The 21,295-nt window shown below is 66.2% G+C and carries 20 protein-coding genes; 14 read left to right on the top strand and 6 right to left on the bottom strand.

The window, feature by feature from the left end; all coding sequences use genetic code 11:
• Window positions 1-6 precede the first annotated feature (6 nt).
• The gene (locus AC07O8_RS02075) at window positions 7-378 is read right to left on the bottom strand and encodes a DUF4902 domain-containing protein (protein WP_495046461.1); all 372 of its coding nucleotides are present in this window, start codon (window positions 376-378) and stop codon (window positions 7-9) included.
• A 233-nt stretch (window positions 379-611) separates the two neighbouring features.
• Here AC07O8_RS02075 and AC07O8_RS02080 point away from each other — a divergent pair, with 233 nt between their 5' ends.
• The 4 genes from AC07O8_RS02080 to AC07O8_RS02095 all read left to right on the top strand — a co-directional run bounded on the left by AC07O8_RS02080 (window position 612) and on the right by AC07O8_RS02095 (window position 5,095).
• Window positions 612-1,325 (top strand): helix-turn-helix transcriptional regulator, encoded by a 714-nt coding sequence (locus AC07O8_RS02080; protein WP_297524631.1) that lies wholly within the window; start codon window positions 612-614, stop codon window positions 1,323-1,325.
• A 125-nt stretch (window positions 1,326-1,450) separates the two neighbouring features.
• Complete coding sequence (locus tag AC07O8_RS02085; protein WP_495046462.1) at window positions 1,451-1,636, top strand: hypothetical protein; 186 nt, start codon at window positions 1,451-1,453, stop codon at window positions 1,634-1,636.
• 53 nt (window positions 1,637-1,689) lie between these two features.
• The gene (locus AC07O8_RS02090; protein ID WP_495046463.1) at window positions 1,690-2,934 is read left to right on the top strand and encodes an HlyD family secretion protein; all 1,245 of its coding nucleotides are present in this window, start codon (window positions 1,690-1,692) and stop codon (window positions 2,932-2,934) included.
• A complete protein-coding gene (locus tag AC07O8_RS02095) occupies window positions 2,927-5,095 on the top strand; it encodes a peptidase domain-containing ABC transporter (RefSeq protein ID WP_495046464.1) in 2,169 nt (722 codons plus the stop codon). The genes AC07O8_RS02090 and AC07O8_RS02095 overlap by 8 nt, the downstream gene beginning before the upstream one ends.
• 17 nt (window positions 5,096-5,112) lie before the next feature.
• On the opposite strand, the gene AC07O8_RS02100 is transcribed toward AC07O8_RS02095, so the two are convergent.
• Window positions 5,113-6,114, bottom strand: a complete 1,002-nt coding sequence (locus AC07O8_RS02100) for a Bug family tripartite tricarboxylate transporter substrate binding protein (RefSeq protein WP_495046465.1) — start codon at window positions 6,112-6,114, stop codon at window positions 5,113-5,115.
• A gap of 73 nt (window positions 6,115-6,187) precedes the next feature.
• Window positions 6,188-6,490 (bottom strand): YkgJ family cysteine cluster protein, encoded by a 303-nt coding sequence (locus AC07O8_RS02105; protein WP_495046466.1) that lies wholly within the window; start codon window positions 6,488-6,490, stop codon window positions 6,188-6,190.
• 212 nt (window positions 6,491-6,702) lie between these two features.
• On the opposite strand from AC07O8_RS02105, the gene mnmG reads away from it, so the two are divergent.
• Genes mnmG through AC07O8_RS02125 form a run of 4 tightly spaced genes read left to right on the top strand, consistent with a single transcriptional unit; the run spans window position 6,703 to window position 10,983 of the window.
• Window positions 6,703-8,667, top strand: a complete 1,965-nt coding sequence (mnmG, locus tag AC07O8_RS02110; protein WP_495046467.1) for a tRNA uridine-5-carboxymethylaminomethyl(34) synthesis enzyme MnmG — start codon at window positions 6,703-6,705, stop codon at window positions 8,665-8,667.
• Between the two features lie 34 nt (window positions 8,668-8,701).
• Complete coding sequence (gene rsmG, locus AC07O8_RS02115) at window positions 8,702-9,370, top strand: 16S rRNA (guanine(527)-N(7))-methyltransferase RsmG (RefSeq protein WP_495046468.1); 669 nt, start codon at window positions 8,702-8,704, stop codon at window positions 9,368-9,370.
• A 38-nt stretch (window positions 9,371-9,408) separates the two neighbouring features.
• On the top strand, window positions 9,409-10,182 hold the full coding sequence (locus AC07O8_RS02120) for a ParA family protein (RefSeq protein WP_495046469.1): 774 nt from the start codon (window positions 9,409-9,411) through the stop codon (window positions 10,180-10,182).
• 15 nt (window positions 10,183-10,197) lie between these two features.
• Window positions 10,198-10,983, top strand: coding sequence for a GNAT family N-acetyltransferase (locus tag AC07O8_RS02125; protein WP_495046470.1), 786 nt, complete (start codon window positions 10,198-10,200; stop codon window positions 10,981-10,983).
• A gap of 3 nt (window positions 10,984-10,986) precedes the next feature.
• Here the strand turns inward: AC07O8_RS02125 and AC07O8_RS02130 are convergent, their stop codons facing one another.
• On the bottom strand, window positions 10,987-11,436 hold the full coding sequence (locus AC07O8_RS02130) for a GNAT family N-acetyltransferase (RefSeq protein ID WP_495046471.1): 450 nt from the start codon (window positions 11,434-11,436) through the stop codon (window positions 10,987-10,989).
• The gene (gene argC, locus AC07O8_RS02135; protein ID WP_495046472.1) at window positions 11,436-12,401 is read right to left on the bottom strand and encodes an N-acetyl-gamma-glutamyl-phosphate reductase; all 966 of its coding nucleotides are present in this window, start codon (window positions 12,399-12,401) and stop codon (window positions 11,436-11,438) included. Before argC ends, AC07O8_RS02130 begins: the two co-directional genes overlap by 1 nt.
• Window positions 12,402-12,469: 68 nt before the next feature.
• Here argC and AC07O8_RS02140 point away from each other — a divergent pair, with 68 nt between their 5' ends.
• From AC07O8_RS02140 to AC07O8_RS02160, 5 genes are all read left to right on the top strand, one after another.
• Window positions 12,470-13,060, top strand: coding sequence for an RBBP9/YdeN family alpha/beta hydrolase (locus tag AC07O8_RS02140; protein ID WP_495046473.1), 591 nt, complete (start codon window positions 12,470-12,472; stop codon window positions 13,058-13,060).
• A gap of 62 nt (window positions 13,061-13,122) precedes the next feature.
• The gene (locus AC07O8_RS02145; protein WP_495046474.1) at window positions 13,123-14,031 is read left to right on the top strand and encodes a ParB/RepB/Spo0J family partition protein; all 909 of its coding nucleotides are present in this window, start codon (window positions 13,123-13,125) and stop codon (window positions 14,029-14,031) included.
• 421 nt (window positions 14,032-14,452) lie between these two features.
• The gene (locus AC07O8_RS02150) at window positions 14,453-16,375 is read left to right on the top strand and encodes a PrkA family serine protein kinase (protein WP_297524652.1); all 1,923 of its coding nucleotides are present in this window, start codon (window positions 14,453-14,455) and stop codon (window positions 16,373-16,375) included.
• 31 nt (window positions 16,376-16,406) lie between these two features.
• Entirely contained in the window at window positions 16,407-17,696 is a 1,290-nt protein-coding gene (locus AC07O8_RS02155) for a YeaH/YhbH family protein (RefSeq protein ID WP_495046475.1), read from the top strand.
• 113 nt (window positions 17,697-17,809) lie between these two features.
• Entirely contained in the window at window positions 17,810-19,318 is a 1,509-nt protein-coding gene (locus AC07O8_RS02160; protein ID WP_495046962.1) for a SpoVR family protein, read from the top strand.
• A 13-nt stretch (window positions 19,319-19,331) separates the two neighbouring features.
• Here AC07O8_RS02160 and AC07O8_RS02165 read toward each other — a convergent pair whose 3' ends face one another.
• Window positions 19,332-20,699, bottom strand: a complete 1,368-nt coding sequence (locus AC07O8_RS02165) for an FAD-binding oxidoreductase (protein WP_495046963.1) — start codon at window positions 20,697-20,699, stop codon at window positions 19,332-19,334.
• A 279-nt stretch (window positions 20,700-20,978) separates the two neighbouring features.
• Here AC07O8_RS02165 and AC07O8_RS02170 point away from each other — a divergent pair, with 279 nt between their 5' ends.
• On the top strand, window positions 20,979-21,287 hold the full coding sequence (locus AC07O8_RS02170) for a hypothetical protein (RefSeq protein WP_495046476.1): 309 nt from the start codon (window positions 20,979-20,981) through the stop codon (window positions 21,285-21,287).
• The last annotated feature ends 8 nt before the right edge of the window (window positions 21,288-21,295 follow it).

Consider the following 21,295-nt stretch of genomic DNA (forward strand, 5'->3'; position numbering starts at 1 on the left):
AACCACTCAGTGGCGCGTGGCGAGCGCCAGTTGCACCTGCTCCTGCCACGGCAGCATGTGCACGATGCCGTTGAGCTGGATCGCCGATTCGATCGGCGCGAGCACTTCGCCTTCGCAGTTCAGGAACTGCATGTTGGTCACGAGCGCCATCGGGTCCACCATCGAGACGACCCCGTAGGGCATGCGGACCCAGTCCCAGGCGACGCCGGCCGCACCGAATTCGGATTCGCCGCTCCACAGGGTTTGCCCCATGGCCGGGTGATCCTCGTCTCCCGTCACCAACACGCGCGTGCTCAAATGCGCGAACTGTAAGCGGGGCAAACGCTGGACATCACACAATATTCGTGGCCACGCGTACACAATCCAAGCTGGTGTCATTGTCAGAATTGTTTGGTTTGGCTATTGCGGATCGGCGGTTGCTGCTTCTCCCCTTGACCAGAAGTGTGGTCACGAAGCGGTCGACTCGCCAGCTGTAAACCCTGTCAGGGGCGTGAATGCGTCACGTGACCTATGCGGCCCATGGGGGTGCGTGGCGCATCACAGACAGGCGAGCAGGTCCGCCACAGCGACCGAAGAAGGCCCACTAGGCCGGCCACGGGCCGGAGCGATCAATGCTGCAAGGCGGTTATCAATCAGTCCTGGAAGCGCGCTCACGCGAAGAGTTCCGCAGTGAGGTGATCCGCTTCGCCCAAAAGCTGGACTTCCAGACGGTTTCGGCCATCACGGTCGTCGACCACACGCTGGCCGAAACCGAGTTCATCACCATCGACAACTGTCCCGACGGCTACGCGGAGGTGATGCACGCGCCGGAGTTCGGTCGACGCGATCCGGTCATGCAGCATTGCAAGCGCAACAGCATGCCGATCGTCTGGGACCGCCAGACCTACGCGCGTCACGGCGCGAGCGACATCTGGGAATCGCAGGCCCAATTCGGCTACAGCACCGGCATCTGCCTGGCGCTGCACCTGCCGGAGGGGCGGCACTTCGTGCTCGGCGTGGATCGCGATCAACCGCTGCCCAGCGATTCGGCTCAACTGACGCGCATGGTCGCCGACCTGCAGCTGTTCGCCGTGCACGCCGTGGACACCGCCCTCCGCGTGCTGCTGCCCGAAGAGAAGGTCACTGAATCGCCCCGGCTCACGCCGCGCGAGCTCGAGTGCCTGCACTGGACGATGGAAGGAAAGACCGCCTGGGAAGTCGGTGCGATCCTCAGCATCACCGAGCGCACGGCCGTGCTGCACATCAACAACGCGATGCACAAGCTGGCCTGTTCCAACAAGCACCAGGCGGTGCTCAAGGCCTTGCGGCTCGGCCTGATTCGCTGATGCTGCCCTCGGCGCCAGCTTGTAAACACTGTAAGAGCTGACAGTTATGCGGGCGTCTGCACGCTGCTTCAATTCGCTCCGTGCTCACGACTTTTCTGGGCACGTCACCGAATCTGGAGCCTCTCATGCAAGCCCAACCGCAAAACGTCGTCGTGAACACGCAAGTCGAAGAAGGTCTGGTCGAGTTGGACCTGCAATCCCTCGTGCATGTCGGCGGCGGCGCACCCAAGGGCACTTGGCTGGTGGGCCAGACGGTCGTCGTGGAGCTGTCCACCGCGGACATCGAGCCCGCGCCGAAGGGCACCTGGTAAGACCTTCGGGCGCTGCGATCCGTCAGGTTCGCAACAAGGCGTAGCAAATCGTGGTGGCGCTGTTCCGCGCCGAGGCCCAGGCCTCGCAACAGCAGGCCTGGCTGGGTTCGGTGCAATTGCATCGGCCGACCACCTTGAAATGGCTGAGCATCCTGGCGCTGGGTGGCGTGATCGCCGTCGGGGCTTTCCTGTTCAGCACCGAATACACCCGCAAGGCCCGCGTCAACGGCTTGCTGGTGCCCGAACGCGGCGTGATGCGGCTGAGCGTGTCGCAGAGCGCCACCGTGATGGCACGACCCGTCCAGGACGGGCAGCAGGTGCGCGAAGGCGATGTGCTCTTCGTGCTGTCGCTCGACAGCGCGAACCCGACCGGCGATGGCCTGTCGCGGACCTTGAAGGATCGCGAGCTGTCGCTGGGCGCGGCGCAGGTGCAGCAGAGAGAACTTTCACTGAGTCAGGCATCGTCGCTGAAGGCACGGATCGCCACGCTCACATCGACACTGCAACAGGCTGACGCCGAGTTGCAGCTGCATGCCCAGCGCGAAGCGCTGGCGCAGCAGAGCCTGGGGCGGCTCGAGTCACTGGCGAAAGACCAGTTCGTCTCGAGCGCCCAGGTCCAGACCAAGCGGGAGGAGTTGCTTGGCTTGCAGGCCCAACGGCAGGCGCTGGCGCGAGAGCGCGAGAACCTGCAGCGGGAGGCGTTGGGCTTGCAAGCTGAGCTTCAGTCGATCCCCTTGAAGGCGCAGGTCCAGCAAGGCGAAATCGCGCGCGACATCGCCGCGCTGCAGGCGCAAGGCGTCGAGAACGAGGCACGTCGGCGGCTCGTCCTGCGGGCGCCCAGCGACGGACAGATGAGCACCGTGCTCGCCGAACCCGGCCAGGTCGTCCAGGCCGGCACGCAGCTCGCCGCCCTGCTCCCCGCGCGCACCCCACTGCAGGCCCATCTCTACGCGCCGTCCAGCGCTGTCGGTTTCCTGCGCCCGCACCAGTCGGTGCTGCTGCGCTACCAGGCCTTTCCGTACCAGAAGTTCGGCCAACAGCAAGGCGAGGTGCTGCAGGTGTCGCGCACGCCGTTGCAAGCCGCGGAGCTCGCGCAGCTCGGCCTGCCCGCCGCGATGGCGCAAGGGGAACCGATGTACCGCATCACCGTCCAGCTGCAGCGCCAATCGGTCGAGGCCTATGGTCAGGACCAGACGCTGAGCCCCGGTATGCTGCTCGAAGCCGACGTGCTGCTCGAACGGCGCCGTCTGATCGAATGGATTTTCGAACCGCTGCTGAGCCTCGCCCGCCGTGTCTGATGCCCCCTCTTCCGGCACGCCCGTCATCGGCGCCACATCCGATGGCTTCCTGTCCCGGTTGAATCTCGGCTGGCGTCGACGCCGACCGGTCATCCTGCAGACCGAGGCCGCTGAATGCGGCCTCGCGTGCCTGGCCATGGTCGCCGCGGCACACGGCCAGCGCTGGACGCTGGGCGAGTTGCGCGACCGCTTCGCGGTCTCCCTCAAGGGACTGACCATGGCGGACCTGGTGCGCATGGGAGCTCAGCTCGGTCTCACCGCCCGCGCGCTGCGCGCCGAACCGCACACGCTTCACAAGCTGCAGACGCCTTGCATCCTGCACTGGGATTTCAACCACTTCGTCGTGCTGGAACGCGTCGACGGAGACAGGGTCGTGGTCCTCGACCCCGCGCACGGCGAGCGCAGGTTGATGCTGGCCGAGGTGTCCAAGCATTTCACCGGTGTGGCGCTCGAACTGCGCCCGGGCATGGACTTCGCGCCCAAGGCGCCGGCGCCCGCGCCGAAGTGGCGCCAGCTGCTCGGCCACGTGACCGGCCTCAAACGCTCGATCGCGCAAGTCCTGGCCCTCGCGCTGGGCTTGGAACTGCTCGGCCTGCTGGCGCCCTTCCTGTTGCAATGGACCGTCGACGGCGTCATCGTCAGTGCAGATCGCGACCTGCTCGTGACACTGGGCATCGGCTTCGCCCTGCTGGTGCTGCTGCAAGTGAGCGTCGGTCTGCTGCGCTCGTGGGCGGTGATGATCCTGTCGGCATCGTTGAATCTTCAGTGGCTCTCCAACGTCTTCTCGCATCTGCTGAGGTTGCCGCTGGCCTGGTTCGAGAAACGCCATCTCGGCGACATCTGGTCGCGCTTCTCCAGCGTGCAGGAGATCCAGAAGACGCTCACCGGCAGCTTCATCGAGGCGATCCTCGACGGCGTCGTGGTGCTGCTGACGCTGGCGATGATGGTGCTTTACAGCGGCCGGTTGACGGCGGTCGCGCTGGCTGCCGTGGCCGGCTACGCGCTGCTGCGCTGGGCCTGCTTCCGGCCGCTGCGCGACGCGCAGGAAGAGGCGCTGACCCACGAGGCACGCCAGAACACCCACTTCCTCGAATCGCTGCGCGGCGCGCAGGCGATCAAGCTCTTCAACGCGCAGGCGGACCGCGGCGCGCGCTTCGCCAACCTGATCGTCGAGCAGATGAACGCGTCGCTGACCGGCCGCAAGCTCGAGCTCGGCATGACGCAAGGCAACAAGCTGCTGTTCGGCCTGGAGCGCGTGGTCATCGTCGCGATGGGCGCGATGCTGGTGCTGGACAAGGAGCTGTCGGTGGGGATGCTCTTCGCCTTCCTCGCCTACAAGGACCAGTTCAGCCAACGCGTCGCCGGCTTGATCGACAAGGTGGTCGCGCTGAAGATGCTGCGCCTGCAAAGCGAGCGCCTGGCCGACATCGTGCTGACGGCACCGGAAGCCGAGTTCGAGGCACCCGGCCGCGCCGTGCCGCTCGACGCGGCACTGGAACTCGACGGCCTTCGCTTCCGCTATGCCGACGGGGAACCCGAGGTCATCGCCGGGTGCTCGCTGCGGATCGAACCGGGCGAGTCGGTCGCGATCGTCGGCCCCTCGGGCTGCGGCAAGACGACGTTGATGAAGCTGATGCTGGGCATCCATGCGCCGCAGCACGGCGAGATCCGCATCGGCGGCGTGGCTTTGCCGCAGTTGGGTGCGAACGCCTGGCGCGAGCGCATCGGCACGGTGATGCAGGACGACCAGCTCTTCGCGGGCAGCATCGCGGACAACATCAGCTTCTTCGACCTCGACGTCGATCCGGACTGGGTGCGCGAGTGCGCACGGCTCGCCTGCGTGCTCGAGGACATCGAGGCCATGCCGATGCGCTTGCAGACGCTCATCGGCGACATGGGGTCCAGCCTATCGGGCGGGCAGCGCCAACGCATCCTGCTGGCGCGAGCGCTGTACAAGCGGCCGCGCTTCCTGTTCCTGGACGAGGCGACCAGCGCGCTCGACGTGGAGCGCGAGCGGCTCGTCAACGCGAGCCTGCGCCAGCTGTCGCTGACGCGGATCGTCATCGCGCACCGCCCCGAAACGATCGCTGCGGCGCAGCGCGTCGTCAGCCTTCAGGGCGGGCGCGTGGTGCAGGACCTTCGATCAGTCCAGCACCGTTGACGCCTGGGGCGCGCCGCTCAATCGGGCTTGATCTTGGCGCGAGCCACGACCTGCTTCCAGCGCTGCTGCTCTTGCGCGATGAATGCGGTGAACTGCGCGGGCGTGTTGCCCACGGCCTCCGCCGCGTCGTGGCTGAGGCGCTCCCGGGCCGACGCCGAACGGATCGCCTTCACCGATTCGACCGCCAGCTTGTCGGCATTGGCCTGTGCCAGGTTGGCCGGCGCACACAGGCCGTACCACTGCGTCATCTCGAAACCGGGATAGCCCTGCTCCGCCACCGTCGGGACCTCAGGCAGTTGAGGCAGCCGCTCCTTGGAGCCCGTCGCGATGCAACGCAGCTTGCCGGCCTTGATGAACTGCATGATGGCCGGCGCGCCGACCGAGGCCGCCTCGAGTCGCCCAGCGAGCAGGTCCGTCAACTGCGGGCCGGTGCCGCGGTACGGCACGTGCAGGATGAAGAGGTCGGCGACCATCTTCAGGTACTCCATCGCCAGGTGCCCCGCGCTGCCGTTGCCCGCCGAGCCGTAGCTGAACTTGCCCGGGTTCTTTCGGACGAGCGCCACCCACTCCTTCAGGTTGCGCGCCGGCACGTCGGGATGGACGACATAGAGGCTGGGCACCTTCGCCAGCAGCGTGATGGGCTTGAAATCGCGATTCGGGTCGTAGGGCAGCTTGTCGTAGATGTACGGGTTCACGGCCAAGGTGCCGATATGGCCGAGGATCAGCGTGTGCTGGTCTTCCGCGCGGGCAACTTCGCCCATCGCGATGTTGCCGCCGCCGCCGGGCTTGTTGTCGACGTACACGGACTGCCCCAGCGTCTTGCTGAGTTCGGCAGCCGTGGCGCGCGCAACGATTTCGCTGCTACCGCCCGGCGCGAAGGGCACGACGAAGCGCACGTTGCGCGACGGCCAGGTCGATTGCGCAAACGCTGAAAGCGGCGTTCCGAAGGCAGCGCCCGCGGCACCGAGCGCGGCGGACTGAAGGAGGAAGCGGCGACGGTCCTCGTCGGTGGGGGTCATGCAGAGTCTCCGATGTGATCTTCTGGAAACTCCGACTCTACGTGGGCCGCGCTTTCAATGCGCTGTCGCAGCGTCAGCTCGAGCGCGACCGGGCGATGCCGCCGGACTGCTCCGGCGGGGGTGCCGGCATCGTCTGCTCCTCCATCCACCCGAGCCAGCGCATCGCCTGCTCGCGGGACTCGCCGCACATGTCTTCGCTCGGGGGCAAGGAGCCGCACACCGAGGGCCGCTCCGGATGTCCGAAGATCTTGCAGCGCAGCGCCTCGTCGAGCTGGATGCAGCGCACCCCGGCCGGCTTGCCGTCGGGCATGCCAGGGATCGGGCTGCTGATCGACGGGGCGATGCAGCAGGCGGCGCAGGAGGGGCGGCAATTCATGGGAGAGCAATTGTCGCCGCCCGTCCACGAACGTCGCCAACAAGGTCCGTGCGGCATGCCCCTGACGCAGTGACTTATCCACAGGCCCGCGTAAAATCATGGCCTTCCCTCATCTGAACGCCAGCCGGCTGCCCGTCGCCTGATTCCGCGCCCTGCGCGCGTCGCGATGGCCTCGATCCCCTTCGATCGCCGATTCCGCTGGACGCCTTGCCATGCTTTATCCCAAAGAGTTCGACGTGATCGTGGTCGGTGGCGGCCATGCCGGCACCGAGGCCGCGCTGGCTGCCGCCCGCATGGGTGTCAGCACGCTGCTGCTGACCCACAACATCGAGACGCTCGGCCAGATGAGCTGCAACCCGTCGATCGGCGGGATTGGCAAGGGGCATCTGGTCAAGGAGGTCGACGCCCTGGGCGGCGCGATGGCCGCGGCGACCGACGAGGGCGGCATCCAGTTCCGCATCCTCAACGGCTCCAAGGGACCGGCTGTCCGCGCCACCCGCGCACAGGCCGATCGCATCCTCTACAAGGCCGCCATCCGCCACCGGCTGGAGAACCAGCCCCATCTGATGCTGTTCCAGCAGGCTGTGGACGATCTGATGGTGGAAGGCGATCGTGTCGTCGGCGCCGTGACACAGTCGGGACTGCGCTTCCGCGCCCGCGCCGTCGTGCTGACGGCCGGCACCTTCCTCGACGGCAAGATCCACATCGGTCTCGAGAACTACGCCGCCGGCCGCGCCGGCGATCCGCCGGCGGTCTCGCTGTCGGGCCGCCTCAAGGAACTCAAGCTCCCGCAGGGCCGCCTGAAGACCGGCACTCCGCCGCGTCTGGATGGTCGCACCATCGACTTCTCCCAGTGCGCCGAGCAGCCCGGCGACCTGGACCCGGTGCCGGTCTTCAGCTTCATGGGGAACGCCGCGCAGCATCCGCGACAGCTGCCCTGCTGGATCACCCACACCAACGAGCGCACGCACGAGATCATTCGATCCGGTTTCGACCGCAGCCCGATGTTCACCGGCGTCATCGAAGGTGTCGGCCCGCGCTATTGCCCGTCCATCGAAGACAAGGTCAACCGCTTCGCCGACAAGAACTCACACCAGATCTTCCTGGAGCCTGAGGGGTTGACGACGCATGAGTTCTACCCGAACGGAATCTCGACCTCCCTGCCCTTCGACGTCCAGCTGGCGGCCGTCCAATCGATCCCCGGCCTGGAGAACGCGCACATCCTGCGCCCGGGTTACGCGATCGAGTATGACTACTTCGACCCTCGCGAGTTGAAGTCCAGCTTCGAGACGCGCGCCATCAGCGGCTTGTTCTTCGCCGGTCAGATCAACGGGACGACCGGATATGAAGAAGCGGCCGCTCAGGGACTGTTCGCCGGCTTGAATGCCGCGCTCCAGGTCCAGGGCAAGGACACCTGGCTGCCCAGCCGCGATCAGGCCTACCTGGGCGTGCTGGTGGACGACCTGATCACCAAGGGCGTCACTGAGCCTTATCGCATGTTCACGAGCCGCGCCGAATTCCGCTTGCAGCTCCGCGAGGACAACGCCGACATGCGTTTGACCGAGGCCGGCCGTCAAATGGGCTTGGTGGACGATGCGCGTTGGGACGCCTTCAACCGTAAGCGGGATGCTGTTTCACGTGAAACAGAGAAGCTGAAATCCACTTGGGTCAATCCGAACATCCTTCTGGCGGCCGACGCAGAGCGGCTCGTGGGCAAGGCGCTCGAACGTGAGTACAACCTGATCGACCTGCTGCGTCGACCCGGCGTCACGTTCGACACGATCTCCGAAGTGGCGGCCATTGCCCGGCCGGCCGCTGGTGTCACCCGCGCGGCCCTCACCGAATCGCTCGGGAGCGACCTCGCGGCCGCCGTCATCGAGCAGCTGGAAGTCGGCGTCAAGTACGCCGGCTACATCAGCAAGCAGCAGGAAGACGTGGCCCGTGCGTCGAATTACGAGCATCTGAAGCTGCCCGACGATCTCGACTATGGCCTGGTTACCGCGCTGTCCTTCGAGGCTCGCCAGAAGCTGGGGAAGCACCGTCCGGAGACGCTGGGTCAAGCGTCACGGATCTCCGGCATCACGCCGGCGTCGATCTCGCTGCTGCTGATCCACCTGCGCAAGGGCCGCTTCAAGGGCTTCACCGATCACGCCCCGATCGACTCGACCGCCGCCTGATTGCCTCCCTCTTCCGTCCTCTTCCGTCCCATCGATGACCGACCTCGACCTTCGTTCCCGCCTCGCTACTGCCGCCGAAACGCTTGGGCTCGGCCTCACCGATGAGCAACTCGACCGGCTGATTGCCTATCTCGGGCTGCTGTCGAAATGGAACAAGGTCTACAACCTGACGGCTGTCCGCGATCCCGAGGCGATGCTGACGCAGCATCTGGTGGACAGCCTCAGCTTGATCCCGCCCCTGCGTCGTCACGCCGCCGGCCAAGCGCTGCGGTTGATGGACGTGGGCAGTGGCGGCGGCCTGCCCGGCGTGGTCATCGCGATCTGCGATCCGACGATAGCCGTCACCTGCGTCGATACCGTTGGCAAGAAAGCCTTCTTCATCGCGCAGGTTGCCGCTGAGATCGGGCTCCCCAACCTGCACGCGGAGCATTCGCGTGTGGAGCAGCTGAAGACGGCGCCGTTCGACGTCATCACGTCGCGGGCTTTCGCGTCGTTGGCGGACTTCACCGAGTGGACCCGCATGCACCTGAAGCCGGGCGCCGTATGGGCGGCGATGAAAGGCCAGCATCCGATCGACGAGATCGCGGAACTCGCCAGACGCGCACCGGATCTGTCCGTGTTCCACGTGGAACAGCTGGAAGTCCCCGGGCTGGATGCTCAGCGGTGCCTGCTCTGGATCCGACCGACCGCTGCCATCGGTTAAGCTCCGCCCCTCTGAGAGCCCCTGCTGACCGACGATTCATGGCCAAGATCTTTTGCGTTGCGAACCAAAAAGGTGGCGTCGGCAAGACGACCACCACCGTGAATCTGGCCGCAGGACTGGCCAAGGTGGGACAACGGGTGCTCGTGGTCGATCTGGACCCCCAAGGCAATGCCACGATGGGCTCGGGCATCGACAAGCGGGCCCTGTCGCTGACAGTCTATGACGTGCTGCTGGAGTCAGCCACGCTCGCCGAAGCGCGTCAGCGCAGCGAAAAGGCCGGCTACGACGTGCTGGGCGCCAACCGCGAACTGGCAGGCGCCGAAGTTGAACTGGTCGAACTGGACCGGCGCGAGCAACGCCTGAAATCGGCATTGGCGGCCTCCGCCAAGGACTACGACTTCATCCTGATCGATTGCCCGCCGTCGCTGTCGATGTTGACGCTGAACGGTTTGTGCTCGGCCCACGGCGTGGTCGTCCCGATGCAGTGCGAATACTTCGCGCTCGAAGGTCTGACCGACCTGGTCAACACCATCAAGCAGATCCACGCCAACCTGAATCCGGACCTCCAGATCATTGGCCTGCTGCGGGTCATGTTTGATCCGCGCATCACGCTGCAGCAGCAGGTGAGCGAGCAGCTGAAGGCGCACTTCGGCGAGAAGGTCTTCGATACCGTCATCCCTCGCAATGTCCGTCTGGCCGAGGCGCCCAGCTACGGCCTCCCGGGTGTCGTCTTCGACGGCAGCTCCAAGGGAGCGCAAGCCTTCGTCGATTTCGCCAAGGAAATGGTGAAGCGCGTCGGCGCCATGCGTTGAACGATGCGCTGAGCGATGTCCCCCGAGCTGGACGCCCTCGCACGCCGCGCCGAACTGGCCGGCTTGAACGCCGCGTCCGCGCCACGTGAAGCCCAGGTCGAGGGCTGGCTGCTGCGACTGTCGCCCGGCAAGGCCAAGCGCTCACGGTGCGTGAACGCGCTGGCGAGCGGCGCCCTCCCCCTTGACGAGGTACTCCGCCGCTGTCGCCTGAGCTTCGACCAGGCCGGGTTGCCGCTGATCCTCCGCGTCACGCCCTTCAGCAAGCCGACCGACCTCGACGACCAGCTCGCCGCGAAGGGTTGGACACGCTTCGATCCCGCCGACGTGATGGTCCTGCCGGCGCTGGACAACTTCAACGATCCAAGCGGACTGACGCCCCTCGCTCCTGCGGAATATGCGGCATTGATCGGGGCCCTGCGCGGCTCCAGCGCGGAAGAGATCGACGGCCATGCGCGGCGTCTTGAGCAGGCCAGCGTGCCGCATCAGGCCTTCAAAATGGCACAAGGCGACGTGCTGCTCGCCTGCGGCCAAATCGCCATCGACCCGGGACCGGACGGAACACCCGTCGGTGGCATGGCGGGGCTGTTCGACATCTTCACGCCGGACGAGCAGCGCGGTCGCGGGCACGGGTTCCGGCTCTGTACGGCCCTGCTGGCCGAAGCGCGCCGCCAGGGCGCCGCGTGCGCGTATCTGCAGGTTGGGGCCGACAACGCCTCGGCGCAGCGGCTCTACGCCCGCCTGGGCTTCCTGCAGGCCTATCGCTACCACTACCGCAGCGACGACCCGCGCGCCTGGGCCTGAAGACTAGTCCCGCGCCTGCCAGACCTTCAACAGCGTGTGGCGGGTGAAGCCCGGCACGAAGTCGTGCACATGGCTGATGCAGGCATAACCGAGGTGCTCATACATCTCCGCGGTCTCGTCCAGCAGCGTCTCGATGAGCGCGTCGACGCAACCCCGCTTCAACGCCATCGCTTCGAGTTGGCGAAGGCAGTCGCCGCCGATGCCTTGCCCGCGATGATCCGCGTCCACCCAGAGGTAGCCGACGTAGAGACGTTGGAACTCGGTCCGCCCGAATGCGCCCGCAATCAACGCATCGCCGTCGTACAAGGTCACGGCGATGTCTTCCGCGTCGCTGCCTTGCGCCTGTTGGCGACCGTAGGCGATGACGCCTTCGCGGATGGCGTCGAGGTCGTGCTGCGGAACGGCGCCATCCCGACGCCATTCACGGCCACCGACCTTCGTAGCCGCCGCCATCAGATGCCGTTGACGTCCGGACCGGTCAGGCCCAGCGATTCTTCCACGCCCAGGTGCACGTTCATGCTCTGGACCGCGGCGCCGCTGGCCCCCTTGCCCAGGTTGTCCAGGCGGGCCATCACGAGGATCTGCTGCTCGCTGCCGAACACGAACAGATCAACGTTGTTCGTGTCGTTGCAGGCCTGCACGTCGAAGAAACCGACGGCCAGCGTGTCCGCATCGCGCAGCGGTTTCACGTGGATGAAGCGCTCACCCTCGTAATGCGCGGCCAGCGCATCTCGGACCTGCTGCGGCGTGGTGCCGGCGCGCAGCTGGCTCAAGTGCAGCGGCACGGTGACGGCCAGACCCTTGTAGAAGCTGGAGACGATGGGCATGAACACCGGCGCGGTCGTCAGACCGGTGTGCGCCATCATTTCCGGCAGATGCTTGTGGGCCAGCCCCAGCGCGTAAGGACGCGGCGCGATCAGCTTCGGATTTCCACCCGCCTCGTACTCCGCGATCATCGACTTGCCGCCGCCCGAGTAGCCGGTGATCGACGTCGCCGTGACCAGCGCATCCGCCGGCAGCAGGCCGGCATCGACCAGCGGACGCACCGCCAGGATGAAGGCGCTGGCGTGACAGCCCGGGTTGGCGATGCGCTTCGATTCACGGATCGCCGCGCGCTGGCCCTTGGCCAGTTCCGGCAGGCCGAAGGCCCAGCCCGGCGCCGTGCGGTGCGCGGTGCTCGCGTCGATCAGGCAGGTCCTGGGATTCGTGATCATGGCGGCCGCCTCGCGAGAGGCGGCGTCGGGCAGGCACAGGAAGGCGACGTCGGCGGCATTCAGCAGGCGGGCGCGCTCGGCGGCATCCTTGCGCTTGTCGGCGTCGATGCGCAGCACCTCGATGTCGGCGCGCTGGGCCAGATATTCATTGATGCGCAGGCCGGTCGTGCCTTCCTGCCCGTCGACATACACCGCGTACTTCATCGCCGCTCCTGCAAAATCCGCTGCCTCCGGGACCCTCCCGAAGAAAGCGCGAAGCATAAGGCCAACCGATGTCGACACACGCCATTCCGCCGAATGACCCGGACCTCTCCCCGATCACGCGACCCGTCTACCTGCTGCCGGGATGGATGAACTCCGATCCCGACCATTGGCAGAGCGGATGGCAACGGCTCCACGGCGACACGCGGGTCGAGCAGAACGACTGGGAATGGCCGCGTCGCGGCGATTGGATGGCCCGACTCGACGAAGTCCTGCAGCAGGACGGCCGCCTGGATGATCAGCCGGCGCTGCTGGTGGCACACAGCCTCGGCTGTCAGCTGGTGGCCGCCTGGGCGGAACACTCTTCCCACACGCGTCGGGTCGCGGGCGCCCTGCTGGTCGCCCCGCCGGACACCGAGCGGGAGGACATGCCGCCTCAACTGCACAACTGGCGGCCGATCCGACGCCCTCGGCTGCCCTTCCCCGCCATCGTCGTCGCTTCGAACGACGATCCCTTCTGCGCCCCCGAACGCGCCGCGGGCATGGCGGCGGACTGGGGCGCGGAATTCGTCCTGGCGGGGCCGCTCGGGCACATCAATGCCCAGTCCGGCCTCGGCGTCTGGCCCGAGGGCCGCGCGATGCTGAAGCGCCTCGCGGGCTGATTCCGACGACACCCCTCATCGGGCCGACGGCGCCGCCCAGGAATCACGGAGAATCGCGCCCCATGGCGACAAAGAAACCCAAGGGCCTGGGCATGGGCCTGGAGGCCCTGCTCGGCCCCAAAGTGAGCGACGCACCGGCGGTGCGCGAAGGCGAACCCGGCGTGCTGCCGCTCGCGCAGATGCAGGCCGGCAAGTACCAGCCGCGCACCCGCATGGATGAAGGCTCGCTCTACGAGCTGGCCGAGAGCATCAAGGCGCAAGGGATCATGCAGCCGATCCTGGTGCGTCCGATCGCCCCGAACGGCGCGGTCCGCTACGAGATCATCGCGGGCGAACGGCGCTTCCGCGCCGCGAAGCTGGCCGGCCTGGCGGAGGTGCCGGTGCTGGTCAAGCCGGTGCCGGACGAAGCCGCCGCCGCGATGGCGCTGATCGAGAACATCCAGCGCGAGGACCTCAATGCGCTGGAAGAGGCGCAAGGCCTGAAGCGGCTGGTGGACGAATTCGGCCTGACCCACGACCAGGCCGCGCAGGCGGTGGGCCGCTCGCGCAGCGCAGCGTCCAACTTGCTGCGCCTGCTGAATCTGGCCGAACCGGTCCAGAACATGCTGATGGCCGGCGACATCGACATGGGCCACGCACGCGCGCTGCTGGCCTTGGACGGTGCCCATCAGATCACCAGCGCGACCGAGATCGCCGCGAAGAAGCTCAGCGTGCGCGAGGCCGAGAAGCTCGTCCAACGACAGCAGGGTGGCGGCCGCCAGGCCCCGTTGCTGCGCGTGAAGGCGAACAAGAGCCGCGACGTGCTCAGACTCGAGGAACAACTGTCGGACCTGCTGACGGCGCAGGTCGAGATCCGCGTCAAGAAGAAGACCAAGCGCGGCGAGCAGGGCGAGGTCGCGATCAGCTTCGGCTCACTCGACGAACTGAACGGCTTGCTGCAAAAACTTCGACCGACCGACGCGGACGAGTGAACCCCCGCGAGCCTCCCGCCGGGGCTCGCCAGACAGCCAATCCGCAAGAATGGCACGCGGGATGCGTGCTGTCTTCTTCGTACTTCCCACAGGTGCCCCACGTCGGGGGATCGTCAACTTTCGCGCTTCACAGGCGTTGGACATGGGAGTACAACGGGGTCATGTCTTGCTATCGCGCATCGCTTCCGATGGGCGTAGCATGACCCATAAAAGCCGCACCCCCCTCGCGGTCGTCGAGCGTGCCCTCACACACGCGGCGCTCTTTGGACCAGCATGGGCTGGCCGTTTGCTGAATGCTTGCTGAGCTCGGAAAGCTCTGATGACGCCTTGAGTCATGGACGTCGCCAGAACTTCCTGGACGATGCGAGGTCCGTTGTCGCACGGACGCGCGTCGCCTCCCAATGAACCACTGGAGGTCAGCATGGATGTGATCAGTCATTTCGCGGCACGTTATGAACGCAGCAAGGTCGAGGAACTCACCCTGGAGGAGTACCTCGACGAGTGCAAGCGCAATCCCCTCGCCTACGCCACCGCCGCCGAGCGCATGCTCAAGGCGATCGGCGAGCCGCAGATGCTGGACACGCGCAACGACTCGCGCCTGTCGCGGATCTTCCAGAACAAGGTCATCAAGATCTATCCCGCCTTCGCCGAGTTCTACGGCATGGAGGACGCGATCGAGCAGGTCGTCAGCTACTTCCGCCACGCGGCGCAGGGGCTGGAGGAAAAGAAGCAGATCCTGTACCTGCTGGGCCCGGTCGGCGGCGGCAAGAGCTCGATCGCCGAGCGCCTCAAGCAGCTGATGGAGCACGTGCCGTTCTATGCGCTGAAGGACAGCCCGGTGAACGAGAGCCCGCTCGGGCTGTTCGACCTCGTCGAGGACGGCCCGCTGCTGGAACGCGAGTACGGCATCCCGCGCCGTTACCTCAACCGCATCCTGAGCCCGTGGGCGGTGAAGCGGCTCGACGAGTTCGGTGGCGACATCCGCAAGTTCAAGGTCGTCAAGCGGCTGCCGAGCGTGCTCAAGCAGATCGGTGTCGCCAAGACGGAACCGGGCGACGAGAACAACCAGGACATCAGCTCGCTGGTCGGCAAGGTGGACATCCGCAAGCTCGAGACCTACGCGCAGGACGATCCCGACGCCTACAGCTACTCCGGCGGCCTGTGCCTGGCCAACCAGGGGCTGCTGGAATTCGTGGAGATGTTCAAGGCGCCGATCAAGGTGCTGCACCCGCTGCTGACCGCGACGCAGGAAGGCAACTTCAAGGGCACCGAGGGTTTCGGCGCGATCCCGTTCGACGGCATCGTGCTGGCGCACAGCAACGAGAGCGAGTGGAAGACCTTCCGCAACAACAAGAACAACGAGGCCTTCCTCGACCGCATCTACATCGTCAAGGTGCCCTACTGCCTGCGCGTCAGCGAGGAAGTGAAGATCTACGAGAAGCTGATCCGCGGCTCCTCGCTGGCCGAGGCCAAGTGCGCGCCCGGGACGTTGAAGATGATGGCGCAGTTCGCCGTGCTGACCCGGCTGAAGGACCCGGAGAATTCGAGCGCCTTCAGCAAGATGCAGATCTATGACGGCGACAACCTGAAGGACACCGACCCGAAGGCCAAGTCGCTCCAGGAATACCGGGACTACGCGGGCGTCGACGAGGGCATGGCCGGCATCTCGACGCGTTTCGCCTACAAGATCCTGTCGAAGGTCTTCAACTTCGATTCGACCGAGGTGGCCGCCAATCCCGTCCACCTGATGTACGTGCTCGAGCAGCAGATCGAGCGCGAGCAGTTCCCGCAGGAAGCCGAACAGAAGTTCGTCGGCTTCATCAAGGAAGTCCTGGCGCCGCGCTACGCCGAGTTCATCGGCAAGGAGATCCAGACCGCCTACCTGGAAAGCTACAGCGAATACGGCCAGAACATCTTCGACCGCTACGTGACCTATGCGGATTACTGGATCCAGGACCAGGAGTACCGCGATACGGACACCGGCGAGGTCTTCGACCGCTCGTCGCTGAACGCGGAGCTCGAGAAGATCGAGAAGCCCGCCGGCATCAGCAATCCGAAGGATTTCCGCAACGAGATCGTCAACTTCGTGCTGCGCGCGCGCGCCAACAACGCGGGCAAGAACCCGCTGTGGACCAGCTACGAGAAGCTGCGCACGGTGATCGAGAAGAAGATGTTCTCCAACACCGAGGAACTGCTGCCGGTGATCAGCTTCAACGCCAAGGCCAGTGCGGACGAGGCGAAGAAGCACGAGAACTTCGTCCAGCGCATGGTCGACAAGGGCTACACGCCGAAGCAGGTCCGGCTGCTCTGCGAGTGGTACCTGCGCGTGAGGAAGTCGAGCTGAGTCGAACGAACGCCACCGGAAAGGTCCCTCAATGACCGGGCTTCAACAGATCATCGACAGGCGGCTGTCGGGCAAGAACAAGTCGATCGGGAATCGGGAGCGCTTCCTGCGCCGCTACAAGGACCAGATCCGTGAAGCGGTGCGGCGCGCGGTGGACAAGCGCGGCATCCGCGACATGGAACGCGGCGAGGACGTGCAGATCCCCAAGCGCGACCTGAGCGAGCCCGTCTTCAGCCACGGCGACGGCGGCACCCGCGAAGTCGTGCGGCCCGGCAATACCGAGCACATCAAGGGCGACCGCGTCGGCAAGCCCAAGGGCGGCCAGGGCGGCGGCGGCGGATCGCAGGCGAGCGACTCCGGCGAGGGCGAGGACGATTTCGTCTTCCACCTCAGCAAGGAGGAGTTCATGCAGGTCTTCTTCGAGGACCTCGCGCTGCCCAACCTCGCGCGCACCACGCTGGCCGAAACGCCCGAGTACAAGACGGTCCGCGCCGGCTACGTCACCGACGGCACGCCGACCAACCTCCATGTCGTGCGCTCGATGCGCGGCGCGCTCGGGCGCCGCATCGCGCTGGGCATGGACAAGCGACGGGAGCTCCACGAACTCGAGACCCGGCTGCTCACGCTGCAGCAGGAAGAGGACCCACGCCGCCCCGAGATCCAGGCGCTGGTCGCCGAGACCGAGGCGCGCATCGTGCTGCTGCGACAGCGCCTGTCCAACATCCCCTTCCTGGACCCCATCGACCTGCGCTTCCGCAACCGCGTCAAGGTGCCGCAGCCGACGACGCGGGCGGTGATGTTCTGCCTGATGGACGTGTCGGGGTCGATGGACGAGAGCCGCAAGGACCTCGCCAAGCGCTTCTTCATCCTGCTCTACCTGTTCCTGACGCGGCACTACGAGAAGATCGAGGTCGTCTTCATCCGCCACCACACCCAGGCGCAGGAGGTCGACGAGCAGAACTTCTTCCATGCCACGGAGACGGGCGGCACGGTGGTGTCGTCGGCGCTGGTGATGATGGAAGAGATCATCCGCGCGCGTTATCCCGCCGGCGACTGGAACATCTACGGCGCGCAGGCCAGCGACGGCGACAACTGGCACCACGACAGCGGCCGCTGCCGCGAGCTGCTCGCCGACAAGATCCTCCCGCTGTGCCGCTACTACGCCTATGTGCAGGTGGCGGAGGCCGAACAGAACCTCTGGGAGGAGTACGCGAAGCTGGAGGACGAGGTGCACCACTTCGCGATGCGCAAGGCGGTCGAGGTGGCGCAGATCTATCCGGTCTTCCGCGACCTGTTCAAGAAGGAAGGGGCGACCGCGTGACCGCGGCGCCGGAGGGCATCACCATGAGCAGTCTCGAGAACCGCCGCAATGTCGGCATGGGTGTGGGCACGAACGAGTACGGAGGCCGCCGGGTGCGGGCGCCCCTGACGCAGATGCGGCCGCTGGAGAAGCGGCCCGAGCACCCGCTGCCGTCGCCCAGCGACTGGACCTTCGAACTGGTCGAGCAGTATCACGACGTCATCCGCCAGACCGCCGAGCGCTACGGGCTCGACACCTATCCGAACCAGCTCGAGGTCATCACGGCCGAGCAGATGATGGACGCCTACGCGTCGGTCGGCATGCCGGTGAACTACCGGCACTGGAGCTACGGCAAGGAATTCATCGCCACCGAGCGCAACTACAAGCGCGGCCAGATGGGCCTGGCCTATGAGATCGTCATCAACTCCGACCCCTGCATCGCCTACCTCATGGAGGAGAACACGATGGCGATGCAGGCGCTGGTGATCGCGCACGCCTGCTACGGCCACAACAGCTTCTTCAAGAACAACTACCTGTTCCGGATGTGGACCGACGCGTCGTCGATCATCGACTACCTGGTCTACGCCAAGAACTACGTCGCCGACTGCGAGCAGCGTTACGGCCTCGACGCGGTCGAGTCGACGCTCGACTCGTGCCATGCGCTGATGAATCACGGCGTGGACCGGTATCGCCGTCCGGCGAAGCTCTCGCTCGCGCAGGAACAGGCGTTGCGCAAGGACCGCGAGTCCTATGCGCAACTGCAGGTCAACGACATGTGGCGCACGCTGCCGCGGCGCCTGGAGGACGAGGCCAAGGAGGAAGAGAAGCGCCGCTTCCCCAGCGAGCCGCAGGAGAACCTGCTGTACTTCATCGAGAAGAACGCGCCGCTGCTGGAGCCGTGGCAGCGGGAGATCGTGCGCATCGTCCGCAAGGTCGCGCAGTACTTCTATCCCCAGCGGCAGACGCAGGTCATGAACGAAGGCTGGGCGACGTTCTGGCATCACAGGCTGCTCAACACCATGTACGACGACGGCTACCTGTCGGACGGCATGATGATCGAGTGGCTGAAGTCGCACACCAACGTGGTGGCGCAACCGGCGATGGCGCAGCTCAATCCGTATGCGCTGGGCTTCGCGATGTACACCGACATCAAGCGCATCTGCGAGCACCCGACCGCCGAGGACCGCGAATGGTTCCCCGCGATCGCCGGCAGCGACTGGCTGCCGACGCTGGACCATGCGATGCGCAACTTCAAGGACGAGAGCTTCATCGCCCAGTACCTCAGCCCGAAGATCATGCGGGACTTCCGGCTGTTCTCCATCCTCGACGACGAGCACCAGGCGGAGTACGAGATCTCCGCGATCCACGACGAGCAGGGCTACCAGTACGTGCGACAGGCCTTGTCGCGGCAGTACGACCTGTCCACGCGCGAGCCCAACATCCAGGTCTGGAACGTCAACCTGCGCGGTGACCGGTCATTGACCCTGCGCCATCAGCAGCACCAGGACCGCCCGCTGCACGACGGCGCGCAGGAGGTGCTGAAGCACGTCGCCCGCCTGTGGGGATTCGGCGTCCAGCTGGAAAGCGTGAACGCGCGGGGCGACGTGTCACGTCGTTGGAGCGTGCCCGCGCCTCCCCACTGAATGGCCGGGTCCTTCAGACAAAGATCTTCCCGGGATTCATGATGTCGTTCGGATCGAGCGCGCGCTTGAGCGCCCGCATCTGATCGATCGCGCCTTCCCCCGCCTCCTGCAGCAGGAAGCCCTGCTTGTGCAGGCCGATGCCGTGTTCGCCGGTGCAGGTGCCTTCGAGCGCGATGGCCCGCGCCACCATCCGTGCGCTCAGGCGTTCGGCGGTTTCACGCTCCGCGGGGATCGTCGGATCGATCAGGTAGCCCATGTGGAAGTTGCCGTCGCCCACATGGCCGACGATGAAGTACGGCAGTCCACTGGCCTCGACTTCGTCGACCGAGATGTTGATCGACTCCGCCAGGCGCGAGATCGGCACGCAGGTGTCCGTCGTCACCGCGCGGCAACCGGGTTTCGTCTGCAGCGCCGACAGGTAGGCGTGATGGCGCGCGGTCCAGAGCCGCGTGCGTTCTTCGGGCGTCGTCGCCCACTCGAAACCGGTGCCGCCGTGGTCGGCCGCGATCTCCTGGACCGTGGCGGCCTGCTCCGCCACACCGGCCTCGGAGCCATGGAACTCCATCAGCAGCATCGGCGCCTCGCGCAGCGTCAGCTTGTCGTGGCGATTGACCGCCCGTACCGCATGCGCGTCGAGCAGCTCGCAGCGCGCGATCGGCACGCCCATCTGGATGATCGCGATCGTCGTGCGGACGGCCGCGTCGATCGATTCGAAGGAGCACACCGCCGCCGACACCGCCTCCGGCAGCGGGTACAGCCGCAAGGTGATCTCGCAGATCACACCCAGCGTGCCCTCGCTGCCCACGTACAGACGCGTGAGGTCGTACCCCGCGCTGCTCTTGCGGGCCCGGGAGCCGGTGCGTATCAAGCGCCCATCCGGCGTCGCGACGGTCAGCCCGAGCACGTTTTCCTTCATCGTTCCGTAGCGGACGGCGTTCGTGCCGCTCGCCCGCGTCGCCGACATGCCGCCGATCGACGCATCGGCGCCCGGATCGATGGGGAAGAACAGGCCCTGGTGCCGGATCTCTGCGTTCAGCTGATGCCGCGTCACGCCCGCCTGGACGGTCACCGTCAGATCCTCGGCGTTGATGCTCAGGATGCGCTTCATCCGCGACAGGTCCAGGCTCACCCCGCCCTGCACCGCCAGCAGATGACCCTCCAAGGAGGTGCCCGCGCCGTACGGGATCACCGGCACGCGGTGCGCATCGGCCAGCGCGAGGACTGCCGCCACGTCCTCGTTGCTCTCGGCGAAGACGACGGCCTCCGGCGGCGGCACGTCGAACGGGGATTCGTCCCGACCGTGCTGCTCACGCAGCGCCATCGCCGTGCTGCAGCGCTCGCCGAACATGGCCTTCAATGCCTCCAGCATGGCTGCCGGCATCGGCCGTGGCGCATGGTCCGGCTGATGCGCGGGCTGATGGTCCGGCTGATGGTCCGGTGGACGCGACGTCGCGGGATCACCGAGTTCTCGAGGCGCATTCATCGCTGTCTCCTGGTTCCACGCGGTCCGATGTGGAGCAGTTCCCCGGCCGGTGTTGTCCGGTCGATTCTAGGAAGGACGGCCGCCGCAACCGCTTGCCGCGTCGCGCTTGCGCCGCGACCCGCACAGTGACAGCATGGACGGACCGCGCGGCCGACCGCGCGACATGAGGAGTCCGCCATGTCCCATCTGTGGTTATGGACGATCTGGGCCCTGCTGCTGGCGCTGCTGGTGCTCGCCACCCTGCACATGGAGTGGCTGAAGGTCTGGTGGATGGATCAGCTCCGTCACCTCCCCAACGACGTCGCGGCCCGCGACATCGACCCCGGCATCCCCGCCGAGCCCGCCGAACCGGGCACACGCCCGCAGACGCATCACGTCCCGAGACCCGTCGGCATTCCCCGCCCCACGGTCCACGACATCCACGGCCATACGACCGGGATGAGCCACCACCGCCCGGTGTTCCACCGCAGCGGCAGCCGGAACTGACGGTCCCC

The sequence above is a fragment of the Roseateles sp. GW821-FHT09G09 genome, assembly GCF_059415965.1.

Excerpts from the sequence above, each read along its gene's own strand:
- AC07O8_RS02075 (WP_495046461.1), bottom strand. The coding sequence starts at position 378 with ATGACACCAGCTTGGATTGTGTACGCGTGGCCACGAATATTGTGTGAT.
- AC07O8_RS02080 (WP_297524631.1), top strand. The coding sequence starts at position 612 with ATGCTGCAAGGCGGTTATCAATCAGTCCTGGAAGCGCGCTCACGCGAA.
- AC07O8_RS02085 (WP_495046462.1), top strand. The coding sequence starts at position 1,451 with ATGCAAGCCCAACCGCAAAACGTCGTCGTGAACACGCAAGTCGAAGAA.
- AC07O8_RS02100 (WP_495046465.1), bottom strand. The coding sequence starts at position 6,114 with ATGACCCCCACCGACGAGGACCGTCGCCGCTTCCTCCTTCAGTCCGCC.
- AC07O8_RS02105 (WP_495046466.1), bottom strand. The coding sequence starts at position 6,490 with ATGAATTGCCGCCCCTCCTGCGCCGCCTGCTGCATCGCCCCGTCGATC.
- mnmG (WP_495046467.1), top strand. The coding sequence starts at position 6,703 with ATGCTTTATCCCAAAGAGTTCGACGTGATCGTGGTCGGTGGCGGCCAT.
- rsmG (WP_495046468.1), top strand. The coding sequence starts at position 8,702 with ATGACCGACCTCGACCTTCGTTCCCGCCTCGCTACTGCCGCCGAAACG.
- AC07O8_RS02120 (WP_495046469.1), top strand. The coding sequence starts at position 9,409 with ATGGCCAAGATCTTTTGCGTTGCGAACCAAAAAGGTGGCGTCGGCAAG.
- AC07O8_RS02125 (WP_495046470.1), top strand. The coding sequence starts at position 10,198 with ATGTCCCCCGAGCTGGACGCCCTCGCACGCCGCGCCGAACTGGCCGGC.
- AC07O8_RS02130 (WP_495046471.1), bottom strand. The coding sequence starts at position 11,436 with ATGGCGGCGGCTACGAAGGTCGGTGGCCGTGAATGGCGTCGGGATGGC.
- argC (WP_495046472.1), bottom strand. The coding sequence starts at position 12,401 with ATGAAGTACGCGGTGTATGTCGACGGGCAGGAAGGCACGACCGGCCTG.
- AC07O8_RS02140 (WP_495046473.1), top strand. The coding sequence starts at position 12,470 with ATGTCGACACACGCCATTCCGCCGAATGACCCGGACCTCTCCCCGATC.
- AC07O8_RS02145 (WP_495046474.1), top strand. The coding sequence starts at position 13,123 with ATGGCGACAAAGAAACCCAAGGGCCTGGGCATGGGCCTGGAGGCCCTG.
- AC07O8_RS02150 (WP_297524652.1), top strand. The coding sequence starts at position 14,453 with ATGGATGTGATCAGTCATTTCGCGGCACGTTATGAACGCAGCAAGGTC.
- AC07O8_RS02155 (WP_495046475.1), top strand. The coding sequence starts at position 16,407 with ATGACCGGGCTTCAACAGATCATCGACAGGCGGCTGTCGGGCAAGAAC.
- AC07O8_RS02160 (WP_495046962.1), top strand. The coding sequence starts at position 17,810 with ATGCGGCCGCTGGAGAAGCGGCCCGAGCACCCGCTGCCGTCGCCCAGC.
- AC07O8_RS02165 (WP_495046963.1), bottom strand. The coding sequence starts at position 20,699 with ATGCCGGCAGCCATGCTGGAGGCATTGAAGGCCATGTTCGGCGAGCGC.
- AC07O8_RS02170 (WP_495046476.1), top strand. The coding sequence starts at position 20,979 with ATGTCCCATCTGTGGTTATGGACGATCTGGGCCCTGCTGCTGGCGCTG.